The organism is Campylobacter sp. CFSAN122748 (genome assembly GCF_045277125.1).
Classification (GTDB): Bacteria; Campylobacterota; Campylobacteria; order Campylobacterales; family Campylobacteraceae; genus Campylobacter_D; species Campylobacter_D jejuni.
Genome location: NZ_CP116953.1, coordinates 102,580 through 119,864, shown reverse-complemented (window position 1 = coordinate 119,864; position 17,285 = coordinate 102,580). Strand labels below are relative to the sequence as shown.

General features: G+C 31.0%; 27 protein-coding genes. 8 read left to right on the top strand and 19 right to left on the bottom strand.

The features are described 5' to 3' along the window. Positions 1-138 precede the first annotated feature (138 nt). From OT390_RS00630 to OT390_RS00615, 4 genes are all read left to right on the top strand, one after another. Entirely contained in the window at positions 139-768 is a 630-nt protein-coding gene (locus OT390_RS00630) for a LexA family transcriptional regulator (RefSeq protein ID WP_002878902.1), read from the top strand. A gap of 80 nt (positions 769-848) precedes the next feature. Further along, positions 849-1,169, top strand: a complete 321-nt coding sequence (locus OT390_RS00625; RefSeq protein WP_002865000.1) for a hypothetical protein — start codon at positions 849-851, stop codon at positions 1,167-1,169. 9 nt (positions 1,170-1,178) lie between these two features. Beyond that, positions 1,179-1,373: a hypothetical protein gene (locus OT390_RS00620; protein ID WP_002843339.1), complete on the top strand. Its 195-nt coding sequence runs from the start codon at positions 1,179-1,181 to the stop codon at positions 1,371-1,373. Positions 1,374-1,452: 79 nt separating this feature from the next. Then, positions 1,453-1,740 carry a hypothetical protein gene (locus OT390_RS00615; protein ID WP_002865266.1) on the top strand — a complete coding sequence of 96 codons (288 nt, stop codon included), beginning with the start codon at positions 1,453-1,455 and terminating at the stop codon, positions 1,738-1,740. A 29-nt stretch (positions 1,741-1,769) separates the two neighbouring features. On the opposite strand, the gene OT390_RS00610 is transcribed toward OT390_RS00615, so the two are convergent. The 3 genes from OT390_RS00610 to OT390_RS00600 all read right to left on the bottom strand — a co-directional run bounded on the left by OT390_RS00610 (position 1,770) and on the right by OT390_RS00600 (position 5,495). Further along, entirely contained in the window at positions 1,770-2,585 is an 816-nt protein-coding gene (locus OT390_RS00610; protein ID WP_025985917.1) for a DNA adenine methylase, read from the bottom strand. A gap of 201 nt (positions 2,586-2,786) precedes the next feature. Continuing rightward, positions 2,787-3,275, bottom strand: a complete 489-nt coding sequence (locus OT390_RS00605; RefSeq protein WP_406611496.1) for a phage virion morphogenesis protein — start codon at positions 3,273-3,275, stop codon at positions 2,787-2,789. Between the two features lie 3 nt (positions 3,276-3,278). Next, complete coding sequence (locus OT390_RS00600; protein WP_406611495.1) at positions 3,279-5,495, bottom strand: phage tail tape measure protein; 2,217 nt, start codon at positions 5,493-5,495, stop codon at positions 3,279-3,281. A gap of 41 nt (positions 5,496-5,536) precedes the next feature. Here OT390_RS00600 and OT390_RS00595 point away from each other — a divergent pair, with 41 nt between their 5' ends. Then, on the top strand, positions 5,537-5,842 hold the full coding sequence (locus OT390_RS00595; protein WP_002865378.1) for a hypothetical protein: 306 nt from the start codon (positions 5,537-5,539) through the stop codon (positions 5,840-5,842). A gap of 111 nt (positions 5,843-5,953) precedes the next feature. Here the strand turns inward: OT390_RS00595 and OT390_RS00590 are convergent, their stop codons facing one another. From OT390_RS00590 to OT390_RS00515, 16 genes are all read right to left on the bottom strand, one after another. Then, positions 5,954-6,193: a phage tail assembly protein gene (locus OT390_RS00590; RefSeq protein ID WP_002873740.1), complete on the bottom strand. Its 240-nt coding sequence runs from the start codon at positions 6,191-6,193 to the stop codon at positions 5,954-5,956. 152 nt (positions 6,194-6,345) lie between these two features. Further along, complete coding sequence (locus OT390_RS00585; RefSeq protein WP_052774619.1) at positions 6,346-6,855, bottom strand: phage major tail tube protein; 510 nt, start codon at positions 6,853-6,855, stop codon at positions 6,346-6,348. Positions 6,856-6,881: 26 nt separating this feature from the next. Further along, positions 6,882-8,075 carry a phage tail sheath family protein gene (locus OT390_RS00580; RefSeq protein WP_406611494.1) on the bottom strand — a complete coding sequence of 398 codons (1,194 nt, stop codon included), beginning with the start codon at positions 8,073-8,075 and terminating at the stop codon, positions 6,882-6,884. Positions 8,076-8,093: 18 nt separating this feature from the next. Further along, complete coding sequence (locus OT390_RS00575; protein WP_406611493.1) at positions 8,094-9,101, bottom strand: hypothetical protein; 1,008 nt, start codon at positions 9,099-9,101, stop codon at positions 8,094-8,096. Continuing rightward, a complete protein-coding gene (locus OT390_RS00570) occupies positions 9,098-9,484 on the bottom strand; it encodes a DUF1353 domain-containing protein (RefSeq protein ID WP_002878908.1) in 387 nt (128 codons plus the stop codon). The genes OT390_RS00575 and OT390_RS00570 overlap by 4 nt, the downstream gene beginning before the upstream one ends. Next, positions 9,481-9,987 carry a DUF4376 domain-containing protein gene (locus OT390_RS00565; protein WP_002878909.1) on the bottom strand — a complete coding sequence of 169 codons (507 nt, stop codon included), beginning with the start codon at positions 9,985-9,987 and terminating at the stop codon, positions 9,481-9,483. The genes OT390_RS00570 and OT390_RS00565 overlap by 4 nt, the downstream gene beginning before the upstream one ends. Positions 9,988-10,011: 24 nt before the next feature. Further along, positions 10,012-11,043 (bottom strand): phage tail protein, encoded by a 1,032-nt coding sequence (locus OT390_RS00560; RefSeq protein ID WP_002896214.1) that lies wholly within the window; start codon positions 11,041-11,043, stop codon positions 10,012-10,014. Next, entirely contained in the window at positions 11,043-11,663 is a 621-nt protein-coding gene (locus OT390_RS00555) for a phage tail protein I (RefSeq protein WP_002878911.1), read from the bottom strand. The genes OT390_RS00560 and OT390_RS00555 overlap by 1 nt, the downstream gene beginning before the upstream one ends. Continuing rightward, positions 11,660-12,826, bottom strand: coding sequence for a baseplate J/gp47 family protein (locus OT390_RS00550; RefSeq protein WP_002878912.1), 1,167 nt, complete (start codon positions 12,824-12,826; stop codon positions 11,660-11,662). The genes OT390_RS00555 and OT390_RS00550 overlap by 4 nt, the downstream gene beginning before the upstream one ends. After that, positions 12,823-13,113, bottom strand: coding sequence for a GPW/gp25 family protein (locus OT390_RS00545; protein ID WP_002795239.1), 291 nt, complete (start codon positions 13,111-13,113; stop codon positions 12,823-12,825). The genes OT390_RS00550 and OT390_RS00545 overlap by 4 nt, the downstream gene beginning before the upstream one ends. Further along, on the bottom strand, positions 13,110-13,301 hold the full coding sequence (locus OT390_RS00540; protein WP_002795238.1) for a hypothetical protein: 192 nt from the start codon (positions 13,299-13,301) through the stop codon (positions 13,110-13,112). Before OT390_RS00540 ends, OT390_RS00545 begins: the two co-directional genes overlap by 4 nt. An 8-nt stretch (positions 13,302-13,309) precedes the next feature. After that, positions 13,310-13,942, bottom strand: a complete 633-nt coding sequence (locus OT390_RS00535; RefSeq protein ID WP_002827116.1) for a phage baseplate assembly protein V — start codon at positions 13,940-13,942, stop codon at positions 13,310-13,312. Further along, the gene (locus tag OT390_RS00530; protein WP_002784492.1) at positions 13,942-14,256 is read right to left on the bottom strand and encodes a phage holin family protein; all 315 of its coding nucleotides are present in this window, start codon (positions 14,254-14,256) and stop codon (positions 13,942-13,944) included. Before OT390_RS00530 ends, OT390_RS00535 begins: the two co-directional genes overlap by 1 nt. A gap of 111 nt (positions 14,257-14,367) precedes the next feature. Further along, on the bottom strand, positions 14,368-14,616 hold the full coding sequence (locus tag OT390_RS00525) for a hypothetical protein (RefSeq protein ID WP_002784496.1): 249 nt from the start codon (positions 14,614-14,616) through the stop codon (positions 14,368-14,370). Further along, positions 14,613-14,954, bottom strand: a complete 342-nt coding sequence (locus OT390_RS00520; RefSeq protein ID WP_002865466.1) for a hypothetical protein — start codon at positions 14,952-14,954, stop codon at positions 14,613-14,615. The genes OT390_RS00525 and OT390_RS00520 overlap by 4 nt, the downstream gene beginning before the upstream one ends. Positions 14,955-14,964: 10 nt before the next feature. Then, positions 14,965-15,354, bottom strand: coding sequence for a D-Ala-D-Ala carboxypeptidase family metallohydrolase (locus OT390_RS00515; protein ID WP_002878913.1), 390 nt, complete (start codon positions 15,352-15,354; stop codon positions 14,965-14,967). A 147-nt stretch (positions 15,355-15,501) separates the two neighbouring features. Here OT390_RS00515 and OT390_RS00510 point away from each other — a divergent pair, with 147 nt between their 5' ends. Genes OT390_RS00510 through OT390_RS00500 form a run of 3 tightly spaced genes read left to right on the top strand, consistent with a single transcriptional unit; the run spans position 15,502 to position 17,283 of the window. After that, a complete protein-coding gene (locus OT390_RS00510) occupies positions 15,502-15,936 on the top strand; it encodes a hypothetical protein (protein ID WP_002784501.1) in 435 nt (144 codons plus the stop codon). A 1-nt stretch (position 15,937) separates the two neighbouring features. Then, positions 15,938-16,753, top strand: a complete 816-nt coding sequence (locus OT390_RS00505) for a phage protease (protein WP_002865468.1) — start codon at positions 15,938-15,940, stop codon at positions 16,751-16,753. Between the two features lie 2 nt (positions 16,754-16,755). Then, the gene (locus tag OT390_RS00500; RefSeq protein WP_002784505.1) at positions 16,756-17,283 is read left to right on the top strand and encodes a hypothetical protein; all 528 of its coding nucleotides are present in this window, start codon (positions 16,756-16,758) and stop codon (positions 17,281-17,283) included. The last annotated feature ends 2 nt before the right edge of the window (positions 17,284-17,285 follow it).

The window sequence follows — 17,285 nt, the reverse complement described above, 5'->3', positions numbered from 1 at the left end:
TTTTTAAATATCAATTTAGAGAGCTTGAAGTTAGATTTTTCAAGCTCTTATATTAAAAATCTTTCAAATCAAAAGTTTTTAATTGCTTTTTGAAATTTTATGTTTAAATTCTTTGAAGTTAAAATCAAAGGATTTAAAATGCAAATGCAAGAAGTGATTGAAAAGTTAAAGGATATACTTGCGAGTGAAGGCAAAAGAGATTTAAAAACAAAAGATATAGCCAAAGAATTAGGAATCAATCCTGATACTTTTAATTCCATGAAATTTAGAAACTCCATTCCTTATCCACAAATCTTAAACTTTTTAAATGAGAGGAATATAAGCATTAATTATTTTTTCTATGGTGTCTCTCCTAAAGATCAATTAGAATGTGAGAATAAATATAAAATTTTAAAGCTTTATAAAACAAATGCGAGTTTAGGCGGAGGTGGAATAAATGATTTAATAGATTGCTCTGAGCTTATTGTAGATGAAAAATTATTAAACTTTTTTGGTAGTAAAGAGTGTGAGTTTATCACTTGCTATGGAGAAAGCATGGAGCCACTTATAAAAGATGGAAGTATTTGTGTAATAGATAGAAATAAAACTTTTAAGAATAAAAGCATTTGTGTGATTAATACTAGAGATGGACTTTTTATAAAACAAGTTTTAAAACAAGATGATGGAGTGATTTTACACTCTTTAAATCCTTTATATAAAGATATATTTTATAAAAATGGAGATTTTTTGCTAATTGGTGTGGTAATTGGAGAACTTTCTAAGATGTAACAGTACACAATAAGCTAAGTCAAGCTAATCTCACAGAGAGTGTAAAACACAAGGTTGTTCTATCAAAAAAGGAGATAAACATGAAAGATATCAAAAATTACACCGATAAAGAATTAAAAGAAAAAATCATACAAGATTTAGAGAGTGAATTTAGGATTTTGTACAAAAAGCTTTTAAAAGAAAAAGATTATCTTGCTAGGGATAATATATTAGAGCTTATGACTATTTATAATATGGGCATAAACTCTTATTCAATCGCTAAAAGATTTGAGATGAATGAAGATAAAAGTCTTATACAAGTTCCTTTGTTTGAAAGATATATTATAGGTAGAAAATTTGTAGTTAAATATAATGATGAAAAACAAAGATACGAATTAAAAAGTACCTTTTGTGAATTTTAAGGAGAAAAGATGAAATATCCTAATGTTTATGTGAAATTAGTTGGCGAAGATGGCAATGCTTTTAGTATTCTAGCAAGAGTAAGCAAGGCTTTAAAAAAAGCAGGTGTAAGCAAAGAAGAAATAAGTAAATTTCAAAAAGAAGCCATGAGTAGTGATTATAATCATTTATTAAATGTGGTGCAAGATTGGGTTAATACAAATTGATTTCAAAAAGATGTCAAACAACAGCACACATTCAGCCAAGCGAAGCTAATCTTGTCTTATCAAAACAAAAGGAGATAAGATGAGTAAAGTAATAGTAGATATCAAAAAAGGTTTTAGCAAGACTTTTATAAACGCAATTTGCAACCATAACAATGAACTTGTTTTAGAATATCTTAAAAATGGTATGAGTGCAACTAAAGAATGCATGGGCGAAGAGCCTATGTTTTATGCAATAACTCATAATAATTTTGGAGCGATTTTGCTTTTATTAAAATACGGTGCTATTTTAGATAAAAATTACCTAGAAGAATACAATAAAGATTTTAGCAAAGAAGCTCTAAAGTTTTTAAGCTCTTTGCTAAAATAAAAGAGAATATAAAAATATTCTCTTAGCTTTTAAAAATTCATAATCAAAAGCTCTTTACTTTCTTTTCTTTTTAAAACATTATTATTTAAAGAATACCTTATTTTTAATTCCTTAATATTAAAATCTTTATAAAGCTCTCTTATAAGCTCACAATCATTATAAGAAAGCATAAATTTACCCTTGATATTTTTAAGCAAATTACATAAAAGCTCGTGTTCTTTTAAGCCAAAACAAGGCACATTTTTATAATAACTCTCAGTTCCAACATAAGGTGGATCTAAATAAAATAAAGCTTCATTGTAATCATATTCTTTTAAAATATATTCAAAGCTTTTATTTTCAATACTGGCATTTTTAAGTCTTTTTGTATGTAAGCTAAAATCCCTACATAATCTCTTTGGTGCTCTTTGTTTACTCATAGCAAATTGTCCCATACTTGAACCAAAAGAAGTACTGATAAGATAAAAATAAAAAGCAGCCCTTTCTAAGTCATTTTTTGGCTTGATTTCTTTATTTTTAAGCATATGAAAGATTTTTCTACTTATTATCATAGAATTAAGCACATTTGCTAGGCTTTGGGGTTTATTTCTTATACAAAGATGTAAATTAATAAGCTCGTCGTTAATGTCGTTAATGACTTCTATTTTTGAAGCACTTTTTTGATAAAAAACACTTAAAGCTCCACCAAAGACTTCAATATAGCTTTTATGCTCAGGCATTAAAGCGATGATTTCTTTAGCTAAATAGTTTTTACCACCCACCCAAGCAAACGGAGCTTTTAGTGTAGTTCTTGTAGGTTTAGTAAGTGTGCTAGTTTTTAGAAATTTGTCTGTATTATTTTTCATACAAACTCCTTTCAAAATAAAATTTAAAAAGCTAGTCTTTAAAAATAAAGCTATAATGCTTTTGCTAGTTTTTAGAAAAAGGAAGGCTTTAGTCTTCCTTGCCATTCTTGCTAACACTTTTTGAAAAATTGCGATTTTCCAAAAAGTCGCATCACTAAAGGCCACGCCCGACCATTCCTTGCTATGCAATGCCCCATATTGTCACTTCTTAACAATTTTTTCAATAAAATCCTTAGTATCTTTATAAATCACACTTCTTATACTTGGGTGCAAGACTTTGTTATTATCTATGGGTAAAAAAGCTCTTTGAGGAATTTTTCTTTTTCTGTTTCCCCATTGATGAACATAACCATATTTAAAGCCATTTTCAGTCTGTATATTATTAAAGACTTTTACGCCACTTTTAGTAGGTTCGCTTTGCCAATTTAAAGCATTGCTTAATTCTCCATCTCTTTTTAAAATTCCTTTATTCTTACCATCTTTTATCTTTTGTTTTATGGTAGCTGGTTTTAAGCTTTTCCATTTTCCATTAAAAATACTGCATTCGTTTTTAAAAGAGTCTATAATGCTATTTCTTATACTCTCTCCAGCACCCGCCATAATGCTTTGCCCGTGTTTATCCATATCTATTAATTTATCACAAGCTTTAAAAAAGTTTTCAAGCCCTTTTATTTCTATATATTCACTCATATTTTATCCATAAATTGTAGTGTTAATTTTGTTTTGTTCTTGCTTTCTTAAAGCGTCGAATACACTTTTTTGTATAGCATTTGCAAATTCTTGCATATTAAAATTGCCATCTTTAGTTGCTATGTTAAAAGTGCCATTAACACTTACATTGATATTGCCATTATTAAAGCTTGGAGTATGATTTATACTTTTTGTCTCAGCTAATTCATCTTTATAAGTGTTTGTAGTAAAGACTTTTTCTTTGTTTTGTTCACTTTGGCTTATCTTAACTTCTTCATCATCTCTAAGCCCTATAAAATCAAGAGCATCTTTTATAAAGCCACTTATAGATGAGATCATATCTCCTACCCAAGAAAGCTTAGAAGCAAACCAATCAAATAAAGAACCAAAAATACTATAAAAGAAATCCCCAACACCTTGCCAAATAGAATTTAAAAACTCAGCTAATGGAGAAGCAACGCTCATAATAATATCTTTAAAACTTGTAAATACAAGGGCGCATTTATCAAATACTGCTTTAATGACATTGTATATAGGCTCCCAAACAGGTTTAAGCCATTCTATAAAAGATTTAAACCAAGACTTAACCTTATCCCAATTTGCAATAATAAGCCCAGCCACTATTGCAATGCCCCCTAAAATAAGACCAATGGGATTACTCATCATAGCCACGCTTAAGACTCTAATGCCATTAGCTACGGCTTTAAAAACTTTATTAAGCCCACCTAAAACAAAAGATAAGGCTTTAAGGGAGGTTGTGTAAATAGTAGTTGTGACGGTTTTTGCTTTTAAAGTAATATTAGATAATATACAAGAATTACGAAAAGCTAAAAGATGTATTCTTGTTTTAATCAAAGCACTTTTAAGTAAAATGGTGCAATCTTTAAGATAGTTTTTAGCAATAGCATAAGCTAAGACTGCAGGTTTGGCGAGCAAAAAAGTAGCTATAAGTCCTCCTAAAACCCCATTAAGACCAGGGACAAGTCCTGTAATATAAGTGATACTATTAACAAGATAAGAAATTCCAGCACTCACCCATGATATTGCAGGTAAAAAAACCGAACCTAAATTAACAGCTAAGGAATTAAAAGCATTTTTCATTAATATAATAGAATTTTCAGTGGTAGCAGCCCTTGTATCAAATTCCCTTTGTAAAGAGCCTTTTTTTGCTTCATCGCCAGCATTTTTTAAAGCTTCTTTATAAGTGTCAAGCCCTCCAACAAGAGTTGCCATATCATCTGCAAATTCACGACCAAAAATATCAACTAAAACGCCCATTTGTTCTTTTTGGTCTAGTTTTGAAATTCTTTGTAAAAACATATCTAAAGCTTTTTGAGGATCATCAAAACTGGCTTGTTTTAAAAATGCTCCACTTATACCAAGCTTTGCAAAAGCAGATTCAGTTTTAGTTCCCATATTATCAGCTGTGGCTAAAACGCGGTAAAGACTATTAATAGCTGTTCCTGCTACTTCAGGTCCCTTACCTAAAGATATAAAAGAAGAGCTTAAAGCCGCAATTTGTTCTTTAGTAAATCCTATTTGCTTTCCAGCAGCTGCAGTTCTTTTCATAACATCAATAATCTCTCTAGCCTTAGATGCACTATTATCTGAAAGATTATTAATACTATCACCTAAATCCTCCATGTCTTTTAAAGAAATGCCTAAAATATTTTTAATTTTCGCAACGCTATCTCCCACATCTTCAGCGCTCATATCAAATGCCACTTTCATTTTAGTTACAAGATTTGTAAATTCTCTTACATCTTTTGAACCAAGTCCAATCTGTCCTCCAGCAGCAGCTATAGCTGCTAACTCATTGGCAGTAACAGGTAAAGTTTGAGACATCTTAAGGATATCAGCACTCATTTTTTTAATATCATCGCCTTCATCAAAATTCACAACCTTTCTCACATCAGCCATAGCAGATTCAAAGCTGATAGCTTCTCCTAAACCCTTACCAATAATTCCACCTCGAATAACATTACCTAAACTTAAAAACTCATCTTGCAAACCTTTTCTTTGAGCTTTTAATTCCGCTCTTAAATTGGCATTGAGTTTAAGAGTGTTTAATTCTTTTTGCAATCCACTAATGCCGAGTTTAGTTTTTGCTGCTATTTTTTCTAAATTGCTAAAATCTTTAACTACCTTGCCAACCGCACTTGCGTTTTTAATCGCTAGTCCTAAAATAACACCAATTCCAATACTTCCAGCATTTTCCATATTCAACCCTTTTTAAGCGATTGTATTTTAAAATCTTTACTATGAAAGTTTTAAAATTTATTAACGATGATATAATTTCACATATTGCCTTATTATTAACAACGCTCATACCTGCTTTTTACATAAGCTATCAAAGTGCAAGTGATGGTTTTTTTAATACAATGGCTATTTTTATTTTTTCTTATTTTGCAAGCATTATCATAACTGCTATTTTAGTGATGATTATGCCACCCATTGCTTTATTGCTTATTTTACCCACTTGGCTAATTGTAATAAGTTTAGATTTTATTCTTTTTGCTATTTTAAAAATTTATTTTTTGAAAAATAAAACAATCAAAAACTCTTAGCCTTTAAAAATTCTTTTGAAATTTCCAAAGCTTCTTCAAACTCATCTAAGCTTAAATCTAAAACTTCATTTAATCCCCAATGCAAAGTATGACTTATAAGAGCTATAGCCTCTAAGCTATAACTCCTGCTTCTACCAAAAAATCTTTAAGAGCGTCCTGTAAAGCTTTAAAATCTTTAAGATTCAAATCTTCAATTTCACTTTCTTGCTTATTGGTAAGTGCAGCTATCATACAAATAGTTTGCTCCATTTCTTTTTCACCTTTATTAGTGGCGTTTTTTAGCACACGCACATTTGGCTCTCTCATTTTTAATTCTTCGCCATTTTCAAGTTTGATTATTTTTTCTTTCATTTTTCTTTCCTTTTTATCCTTCTTTATGGCGGAAGTAATTCCGCCTAAGAAGCAACTAAAGGCTTCCCCACCCATTGCTACGCAATGCCCAAGAAGCCAAACTTTAATCCTAAAATCCCAGTATTGTTAATTAAACTCCGATTAATCAGTGTTTAAAGGGTTAAATTGCTTCTTACATCACTCATCATATCCACCCCATTTATCATTAAAATAGTGTTTTTATGATCGTAGGTAATGATTGGAATGTTATTGCGGCGTTGCATGTAAAAATGAACTGCCATTTTAATTTCAGCTTCCACCTCTTTTCCACTTTCATGATCACTTTCACTTATGCTTATAAACTCTCCTAAAAACTCAGCACTAATACCATAGTTTTTTCCACCTTTGTGAACACTTTCTCTAAAAAGCAAAGGAGCTTTAATCTCGCTAAAAGTAGTATGAAAGAAAGCCGCATAAAGCACTGGATCAACAACGGCTAATTTAAAGCTAATTTCTAAAGGCTTTAAAACCCCGCTACTATAATTTGCTCCTAAAACTCCTTTGGTTTCAATCATCTCTTGTTCTATATCAGGCAATTTTAAATTTCTAACCACTCCAAGATAACCTTGACCATTTATATAAATATTACCTTCCTGTATAACTTCGCCAATTATTCTTTTCATTTTTATTTTCTCCTTGTAAAAATTTATTAACTATCCGCACTAATAGTTTTAATCAAATCACTCGCCCATTTATCAGAGTAGATGAACTCTAAAGTGATTTGTTTAACGATTGGATTATTCATCATTTTTATATTTAGATAAAACTTACCAGCACTCACATTGGCATCTGTGTTTCTTTCTTCATCCCAGCTTACCTCATAGCCAATTAAAACCTTAGCTCCTTTTAAATCTCTTAGCAATTCTTCAATGCTGATTTTTATAAAATATAATTCACTTGCTTTTTTATCAATAGCCTTAAAAGCTGCTTTTTGTCCTGCTAGGGCTATACGATCAAAAGTTCTTACACGAGCTAAATCTTGCCAAATCGTATCTTCATGGCTAGTCTCCCCACCCCAAGAGCGATAACCTTCACTTAAAATACAAGTTGAGATGTGAGCATTTCTTAATCTTTCTGCATCACAATCAAAGCCATTGATAAACTCTATAAAATGCTCTGTGCCAGTAACCCCATTCATCACTCTATTTGAGTAAGAATCACTGAAACCATATTCTTTATCCCCATCTGTATGGGCTATTAAACCTGCGATGATAGGAGATTGTGGAACATAAGCGTATTTTCCTTGTGTGTTTAAGATTTGAACCTGTGGCCAAGTGGCAATTAATCTTTTAGAGCTAAAAGCCTCCATTGTATTAATAGCTTCGCCAACATTTGTAGCGTAAAGATCCACAATAGCTGTGATATTCATAGAACTTGCCACACTTTCAAGCTTAGCCTTTACTCCTGCTTCATGTGAGTAATAAGGAGTAATGATTAAATCAGGACTAAAGCCTGTTTTATGTTTGGCTTTTTTAAAGGCTTCTATGGCATTAACAATATTGGTTAAAGTGTTTTCACTTTCCTCGCTTTCTTCAAAAAAGCTGACGATTATAACATTGCTTACATTTTGTAAATTGATACATTCTAAAGTATCTAAAAGTCTAAAATCTTGTAAGTTATTTTCTTTGATTAAATCGTTTACAAATTCTTTTGCTTTGCTTACATTTGAAAAGGCAAAGATTGGAAAGCTATCCGCGCTTTCATAACCAGCCTTTGTGTAAATCATTTCTTTACTTGCACCTTTTATAGCCCCAGCAATACCAATAGGCGTATCACTTTGCACTTTAATAGGACTTGCTGCACTATTACTGATATTAAAATTAACTCCATAATTTGCTGCCATTATTCACTCCTTATTTCTTTACATTTTTTTGTATTTTTTTGTTTTTTTAGGATTTAAATTAAGCTCTTTTTTCATAACAATTTGATCTTGTTTAGAAATTTCAAATAAAAAGGCATAATCTCCATAAGTATCAGAACTAGCTTCTAACTTTTCAACATTAAAATCTTCACTTTGAATTTCTTGCTCACCTATAAAAATGGATTTTTTTACTCTTATATTGGTAATTTCTGTTTGACCATAATATCCATTACCTCTAGCAAAAAGCTTATTAGGCATTGGTGTATTTTCAAGTTCTATGCTTACCTCTCTACTTCCTGAACTAGACCATAAGCAACACTCATCAGCGCCACCATTATATTTTTTAAACACATGGGCGATTTTGTGATAGGTTTCTTGATAAATCCCACTTGTTTTAATCGTTCCTACAATTTGATTATCTGTAGGAGTAGGATTAGAATCTATAGTAAAATCACTCCTATTAAGCCCATTGCCATCTTTAGTCATAGTAAATTTTGCGTTTTCATATTCATCTTGAACTTTATTTGGAGTAGCAAAACCATTTTCAAAACCAAGTCTTAAATCACTCATACAACCCCCATATTGTCCACCTGTTGTAGTGTTATCAAATGTGATAATGATTTTTTCTTTAGGGGCAATATCATTGTTACCATCTCCTAGTAAATCAACCCAGCTTGTAAAATCATTATCATTAGCAGTGCAAATAAATAATTGCTTTTTACTTTCTACAACCGCCCAAATTTCTCCCACTTTAGCTTGTGTATTGTAGTTAGGTGGAGTTTTTGATATTTTTATGTTTGTATTTTGGAAATTTTGATCTTGTAAAATTTCCTCAATGAGACTTTTAAGCTCCTCTTTATTAACAAGCTCTTCTTTAAAAAGTTTTAGTTTTTTATCTATAAGCTCATTAACTTTTTGAGCATTAAGCTTATCACTAACTATAGGTTCACTTGGCTCTTTTGAGCCTTGATTAATATCTGGAATAAAAGAAATTCCATAATCTTTCATTTTAACTCCTTTTTTATTGATTTAAACACACACTTTATTGCATGATAAAGATTGCAAGAATGATAAAATACAAAGATTTTAAACTTAGAACATCCAAGCAAAGTCATAGCTTCTTTTAATGCTAAATCAGCTGTCCTATAATCAGTTCTTGAATTTGCTTTTTCGCATAAAAAATCATGCACCACACAAGCGCTAAAATACTCACTTTTAAAAGGTGGAAACAAAGACCAAAAAAGGCGTGGGATACTTGCACCATCAGTTTTAAAGCCTTGTGGTACAATGCCTTTATAATTTGGCAAAGAAAAAGCATAATCACTAATCACTTCAAACCTGTCCTTATCGTATGGCTTTACACAAACCCTTTTTAATTCTGTTTTAGTCATTTTTCACTCTCCCAAACAATTAAATCAAGTTCTTCTTTGCTTTGTGCATTTCTAGCTTTTTCTTTTAAAGCACTTGCTTTAAAAATAGTTTCTTGCACAAAATAAGCCATGCTACTTGCAAAGAGTTTAAACTCATCTACGCTAAATCTTGTAGTTGAATTATCAAGCGCAATCCAATCAATATAAGGAATTAAATTAGGATTAACAAGAGCATTGGTTACTGCTCCATTAATTCTTAACTGATCTTCATTAGAACTTTGATAGATTTTACCTTTAAAAGAAAATCCACCATTTAGAATATTTTCTTTTTTTGCATTAATCTCGTTGATTTTTAACTCTTTTGCCTCGTTTAAAAGCTCTTCTTCGCTTTTAGGAGGATTTATTAAAGAGTTAAATTCTTCTTCGTTAATAGGTGTTAAGCCTGTTTTAATTTGCTCATCGCTCACTTCATCCTCATAAGCATAAATTTGATTATTATCGTTTTTGTCTATAAAATATTTCATTTTTTCTCCTTATTTGCTTGATGCTTATCTAAGCTCCATAAAAGATACAATGCTTTTGCTTGGGTAAAATCCGCTGTGTTCTGGTGTATTTAATCTGTATTGCCCATTTGGTGGAATGATTCCAAAACCAAAATAAGTTCGACTTACTCCACCATTGGATAATGAAGTTTGAAACATAGAAACTACAAATTGCTCACTACAAGAAAAACTGACACCCCCACTTGCACTAGCATTAACTTGAAATTTGGCTGCTATGGGTTTTCCTGTATTATTTGTATAAGTTACATCAAAGGCTCTTGAAACATTTTGCCAAGCTTGATTTACTCCCAATCCTCCTATTAAGCTAGGAGCTTGTTCTTTTAAGGTAGCTAAATTTACAAATTGATTGTCATTTGTAGCTTTTATAGAGCTTGTAGGTAGTTTGGTAAAGTTTTTAGCTCCTGCAATGGTTTGATTAGTAGCTAAAGTAACATATTTGGCAATTTCTGTATTAAATTTATTTTCTAAAAGATATTTAGAAAGCTCATCCCATACTTTTTTAAACTCTGCATCATATTTTTGCGTTAAAGCATCAATTTTAAGATTGAGTTCCACTTTAATAGCATCCACATAATCACGACTTGCCATGATTACACTAGGATCTAGTTTTAAAATAACTTCCTCTGCATTAGAAAGCTCCATGACAATTTTTATCATAAGCTCTTTAGCGCTGCCTTCTTTTAAGATAGGTTTATAAGTGCGTGGGACATTTCCTACTGCAAGCAAATCTCCTGCTTCATCATAAATGCCTACTGCATTAACTTCAAACCCGCCCACATCGCTTGGCACATGACACATTAAATTCACATAGTTTGGATTGCTTTCATCCACGCTTTTGCTACTAATATTAGCTTCATAAACAATCTCTTCTAAGCTTTGCATTTCTTCGCTGGGCAAAATAACTTTTGAACTTAATTTAAAGCTTTTTAAATTGATACCATTTCCACTTGCTCTTGCGGCAATAAATTTAGCAATGCCAATTTTAGTTAGTATGGTATAGTATTCACTTTTTGCCATTAATACACTCCTTTAAAATCAATATTAGTTCTTGTTATTTCACAAATAAAAACACCCATTGCATTTAAACTTGGTTTCTGATTGTTTTCAATTTGCGTGGTTTGAAAAGGTAAGATTTCTATAGTTTCTCCACTTATTTGTGCATTAGCATTAAAACTATCATTTTTACTTTCAATCTCTATTTCAATCGCTTCTAAAACGCTTCTAACATTTTTAAAATCATAAATTAGTCTTTCTAAAGTATTAAGCGTTCTTTCATCAAAGCTAACATTAGTTGTGCTTACTTTAACTTTAAAAAAATAAGGCTTTCCACCATAATTAAACCACTCTTTAACCACTGCAGTAGGAAATACGGCTCTTAAAGCTTCTTTTATAGCCCAAGTTGTGCCGTTGTATCTGTCTAAAAGCAAGGCTTTAGATATAAGCTTTCTTGCTTCTTTTTCATTTAAACCATCAATACTTACATCATAAGCATTGGCTAAAATTGGCAATAATCTTTCATCGCAATTTAGAGCTAGATTTGTGATACTAGATAAATTTAAATCTTCAAATCTTGTTTTAGCACTTAAATCAATAGCCTTGCTTTGTTTTGGATGGTGGTTTAGTATTAGTGTATTCATAGCACCGCCTTTTCATAACTAAGTGAAAAGCTAAGGGTTGCAAACTCATCATCAGCTATTATTATATTTTCTAAGGGCAAGTCTTTTAATTCTTGCTCTTCTTCATTTATGATTTTTTCTTTAATGCTTAAAATTTCGCTTTTATAAACTCCGTCTTGATGAAGACATTTATAAATAAATCCCAGTGCTAAATCCACACTTAAATCAAAGTCCTTTTGCAAAGCATTAATCTTTTCACTTATTTCATTAGCACGGCTTAATTCTAAAAGCAAAAGTTTGGCATCTACGATAAACTCTCTTTTTTTAGCTAACTCAACGCTGACTTCATCAGTTAAAGGTCTTCGCTCATCCGCACTTAAATACTCTTTAACCACATCAACGCTTAATTCATCTTCACTTTTAATGATAACTCTTACTTTTCCTGCTCCATTGTTTAAAGCTTTTATGGAAGCGACTTTTGCACTTGCGCTTAAAGCGTGATAGATATAGCCTTTTTCACTTCCTGCGGTTGAAAAGCGATGTACACTCATTATAGCTCTTTCTCTTAAAGCCTCATCGCTTTCTTCACTGGCTCCACCACTAAAATATTCAAGTTGTTTAATCTTAGCTACAAAAGGCAGTGGGGTTTGTAAAAACTCGGTTTTACTTTCTTTGCTTTGAATAAATTTATTAAGTTCTAAAATACCTTGTGCTTTACTTTGCCCTTTTTTAATCACCACTTCTTCTTTTAAAGTGGCAAGGTCTGCTTTTTCATTTGAAAAAATTGCACCTTTTGGGATGATGACATCATAAGTAAGTAAAGTATTTAATTCAAACTCTACTTTAGCTGTGGGCTTAACCCCTTTAAGCCTTTGTATCAAATAGCCATTAGCTACTACATTATCTAAATCACTTCCCTTTGCATAATGAAGATAAGTTGCTTTTATACTCTCATTAATTCTTGCTCTAATTATCATTTCTCTATAAGCTAAAGCTTCTAAAATGGCTTTAAAAGGGTCAGATTCTAAAAGCTCTACATTATCTTTTAAAAAGCTTTTAAAAAGTTCTTCATAGGCTTTTAAAAGCTTTTCATAATCAAGCTCTTCTATGATTTGTGGGTAAGGAATGTCTTTTAAAAAGCTTTGTTTAAAATAGCTATCATTTGCACTTAAAAGCTCACTCATTTGCCTAGCTCCATTGTTAAATCCCCATAATTTTCAAAAAGCAAGGTAATGCTTAATTTATTGTCTTTACACTCATTAAGTCTCACACCTTTTAGCTTTACTCTTTTTTCCCACTTTGAAATTGCTTCTGCAGTGTATCTAGTAAGCTTTATCTTAAAATCATCATCGATTTTTCTATCTATGAGTGTATAAAGTAAAGAACCATATTCTGGTCTCATTACTCTTGAGCCTAAAGGAGTGATTAAAATGTCTTTGATACTTTCTTCGATGCTTACCATGTAATTCATTTTAAACCTTTGTAAAATTCAAAAATGTTTTCTAGCATTTGCGAAAATCCTAAAAACATAAAAGCTATAAAAAAGCCTATAAAAATGCTTTTGATAAAAAAGTTTAGGTTTAAAAAAGCATAAAATGCCCCCATGCAAAAGAGCATAAAAAAGACTAATGAAAATAAAAGCAAAAATAATTCTTTCATAGTTTTTCCTATCTTGGCGAAGCTGTGGCACCACAAGTACAAGAATGGGTATGATTTGTTAAATCACCTTTGCTATCGCTTATATTTCCACTAACTTGTAAATTGCCTATTAAGTTTAAATTTCCTTTTATGCTAAAAGTACCACTTGCCCCACCTTCGCCACTTGTAGAAATTGCTCCTGCAATTTGAGTATTACCATTTAAATTAATACTTGGAGCGTTAAGCGTTATGGTATTAGCGTTTGTAGTATGATTTTTAGTATTTAAGGTGTTGTTTTGGTTATGGGTGGTTTTATCTACACAAGTGATATTTATATTTTTAACCACATCAAGTTTTAAAGTGCTACTCTTAGAGTTGTATTCTAAATGCGTTCCATCTTCAAAATCTATATTAAAAGTATTTTCATCTGTGTTTTTTGCTCTATGTTTTTCTTGGTAAAGCCCACGCAAAATAACTCCACTATTTAAATCCCCACGCACAGGTATGACTAATACTTGCTCTCCTATTCTTAAAGGAGAAAAGCTCACTGCATAAGAATTAGCTAGACTTTGAAAAACACTTAAAAAATCCGTTACCATATCTCCAATAGCAACCTTAGCTTTATTGTCTTTAATGTCGCAAATGATGCCAAGTTCGTTCATTATAGTTTTTCCATTTTTTTATTAATTAACTTTTCTACAAGTTGCTCAATTTTAAGCAATGCATCTGTCCCCATATAAGCTGCAAAACCACCCACTGCAACGCTAAGCTTTATGCCAAAATTAAGATAATTTACAATTTCAAAAACTAGATATGCCACAAACATAGAACCTAGCATACCTTTTAAAAAGAGTGTAAATTTACCTTTTAAATTAAGAGCTTTGCTTAATTTATTTTTTGTTACAATTCCTACAAGTCCAGCTATAAAGCTTACTATCATTAAAACCATATATACAAATATATCTTCTAATTTCATTGCTAGTTCCTTGTAAAAATTTCAAATAAATATAATAAAGCTAATGCAAAAGTTGAAAACAAAAGAGCTATAAGAAGATCTTTTGCAATGCTTTTTTGATTTATCATTTTATTATTTTCTTTCATCTTTCTCTCCTGTGCAAAGCTTGGCTATATTTTCAACTTCTAAGTAATACTTAGAGATTTCTTTAGCACTTTCTAAGTCTTTTTTGTCTAAAGGCTTTAAAGGAAGTTTTAAAGGGCATTTAATAGGAACTTTAACTTCTTTGATTTCAGTTTTAATCAAAATATCTTTAGAAGCACAAGCGCTTAAAAAAACAAAAGGTATAATTAATAGGAAAATTCTCATTTTATCATTCACTTTTTTGCTCCTAAAATATTAAATAATTCTTTATAAGCTTTAAGTTCACTCTGGCAGCTTTTATCTTTAATAAAAACCTTATCCACTTTTAAAACTTCTTTTAAAGTCTCTTTGGGCTTTAAATCAAGTTTTAATTTATCAATAGCTTTATTTTGCTGGGTTAATTTATCTTTAAAAACATTGATTTCATTGCTAAAATGCAAAGCTTTAAGTTTTAGATTTTCATTTTCTAAAGCTAAAGCATTGTTTTTTAAATATAAAAAACCACAAAGAGCAATTAGAACAAAAAAAGCTATTTTTGAAGGACTTAAAAACCTTGATAAAATAAAACTAAACACAATCTTTTCCTTATGGATAAGTCCATCTTGCTTTTTTGCCTCTAGTGTCTAAATGTACAAACCCAGCATAAGGATCATTAAAATTATGCTTTATGGCAATTCCCAAGCTCCTTTCGCCATAGGTGTTTAAAACATATTGATGAACTTCTTCTGTTTTAACTCCTTTAACCACAAAGTCTGCTGCACTTCCTATAGTGTGTTGGCTTTTAGGGGCTCCACCAACCTCTGCATTATGCTCTTTGCAGCGATATCCACTATTTATAATAATAGGAGCATTGTAATGTTCTCTGATTTCACAAAGAATGTCTATAAGCTCATCACTTGGTACATTTTGAGGCAATTCACATTTGCCGCATTTACATTTAAATTCGCTTTCTTTAAAATAAGGGTTATTTTTCATTTTCACTCCTTTAAATGTCGTAAGTTTAGTTAAAAAGCTGACCCAAAAACTAGAAAAATTTTGTGCTAAAACTCTTTGAAAAAATAATTTGCTTGATTAAAAAAAGAACTCATTTTAAAATTGCCGCTAATTTTTAAAGGATGAAAAATGCTTAAAAGTTTTGAAAATGAGCTTTTAGAACTATTAAAAGATTTTAAAGTAAGAATGTATTTAGGCGAGTTTGAAGACACCCAAAACATAGCAAGTTGTATTAATAATTTAGATGCTTCGCTTTTGCTTGATTTTGAAGGAGAAAGTTATAAAGATTTAGAAAATAAAGTGGGAACTTGGAAACTTTATATTTTAACCCATACAAAATCAAAAGCTCCTAAACACAGAATTGATGCTAAGCATAAATTATTTGATGCAATAGAAGCTGTTGATAAAGTGCTTTTAAATGCAGAACCTAGCAATGGTTTTAGAATAGAGCTTAAAGATCTTAAAAAGGTTTACGAAGGAATAAGCGATCATGGCTATTTAAGCATTTATGCAAGAACTTTGCAAAGTAGCTTTTTACCAAAAGATGATTTTTTAAGGATTTAAAATGCTTTTTATCAATAAAGAAAATTTAGTCGAAGTTAGCAATGATAAGCCCATAAAAGTGGCAATTAAGGGTGAGTGGAAAGGGCATAATAATGGCAGGTTTAAGGTTGATGATAAAGATTTAAACTCGATGATTGATAATTTTAATCAAAAAAAGATTGATTTGGTTATTGACTATGAGCATCAAAGCTTAAAAAATGAAAAAGCACCTGCTGCAGGTTGGATTAAAGAGCTTTATTTGGAAAATGATGCCTTAATGGCTAAGGCTGAGTTTAACGAAGAGGCTAAAAAATATATAGCAAATAAGCAATACCGCTATTTATCCCCTGTGTTTGAATTTAATTCAAAAGACAATAAAAGTGGAGAACTAGTAAGAGCTAAGCTTCACTCAGTCGCACTAACTAATACGCCATTTATTGATGAGCTAGGCGAACTCATTGCTAACAAAAATAATATTCATCAAAACAAAGGAGAGAAAATGGATGAAAAAATCAAAGAGCTAGAATCTCAGATTATAGCTTTAAAAAATGAAAATAGCTCACTCGTTTTACAAAATGAAGCTTTAAAAAAACAAAACGAAGAAAGCGTTAAAAACTTAGCAAGCTCTTTAGTTGATAATGCTTTAAATAGCGGAAAAATTGCTAATTCCCAAAAAGAATGGGCGCTAATGTATGCTTGTAAGGATTTAGAAGGCTTTAAAAGCTTTTTAGATACCAAGAATGATCAAGTGCAAGTTCCAAAAAATAATGTTTTTGCAAATAAAAACACAGCAAAAACTAATGAGTTTGATGTTGTGAAAATGATGTTAGGGGATTAAAAATGGCTAAAGCTAAAAAAGAAACCCAAAACCTAGAAAATGAAGACTTGGAAACTGGAGACTTACCTAAAGCTTTGTCTTTAGAAGATGAGAACCTAGCTAATGAAGAAGCTGTGAGTGAAAATGAAACCGCTAAGGAATTTATAAATGAAGAAGGAGAAGAAATGCCATCAAAGGTCACACCAAAAAGCTTAAGCAATGATCCTTTAATTGCTATGCCAAAAAGCCTTGAAAGTTTTATCAATAAAGATTTGTTTTCAATTAATGCGAAAATAGATCTTGAAACTAATGAAAGTTTAGCTCTTGGAACGCTTTTAATCAGCGAAGATTTTGGAGAAAGCTTTAAAAAATGTCCAAATGAAGATATTAGTGCAAAAGAAAATGTTAAATTAGCAATGCTTAAAGATCACGCTCTTAGTTCTGGAGTTTATGGGGTTTTATTAGCAGGAGAAATCAATTTAAAAGGCGTTCATGTAAGTGCGGTTAAAAAGGCTTTTATGCAAAATTTAATTATTAATACTAAGGAGTAAAA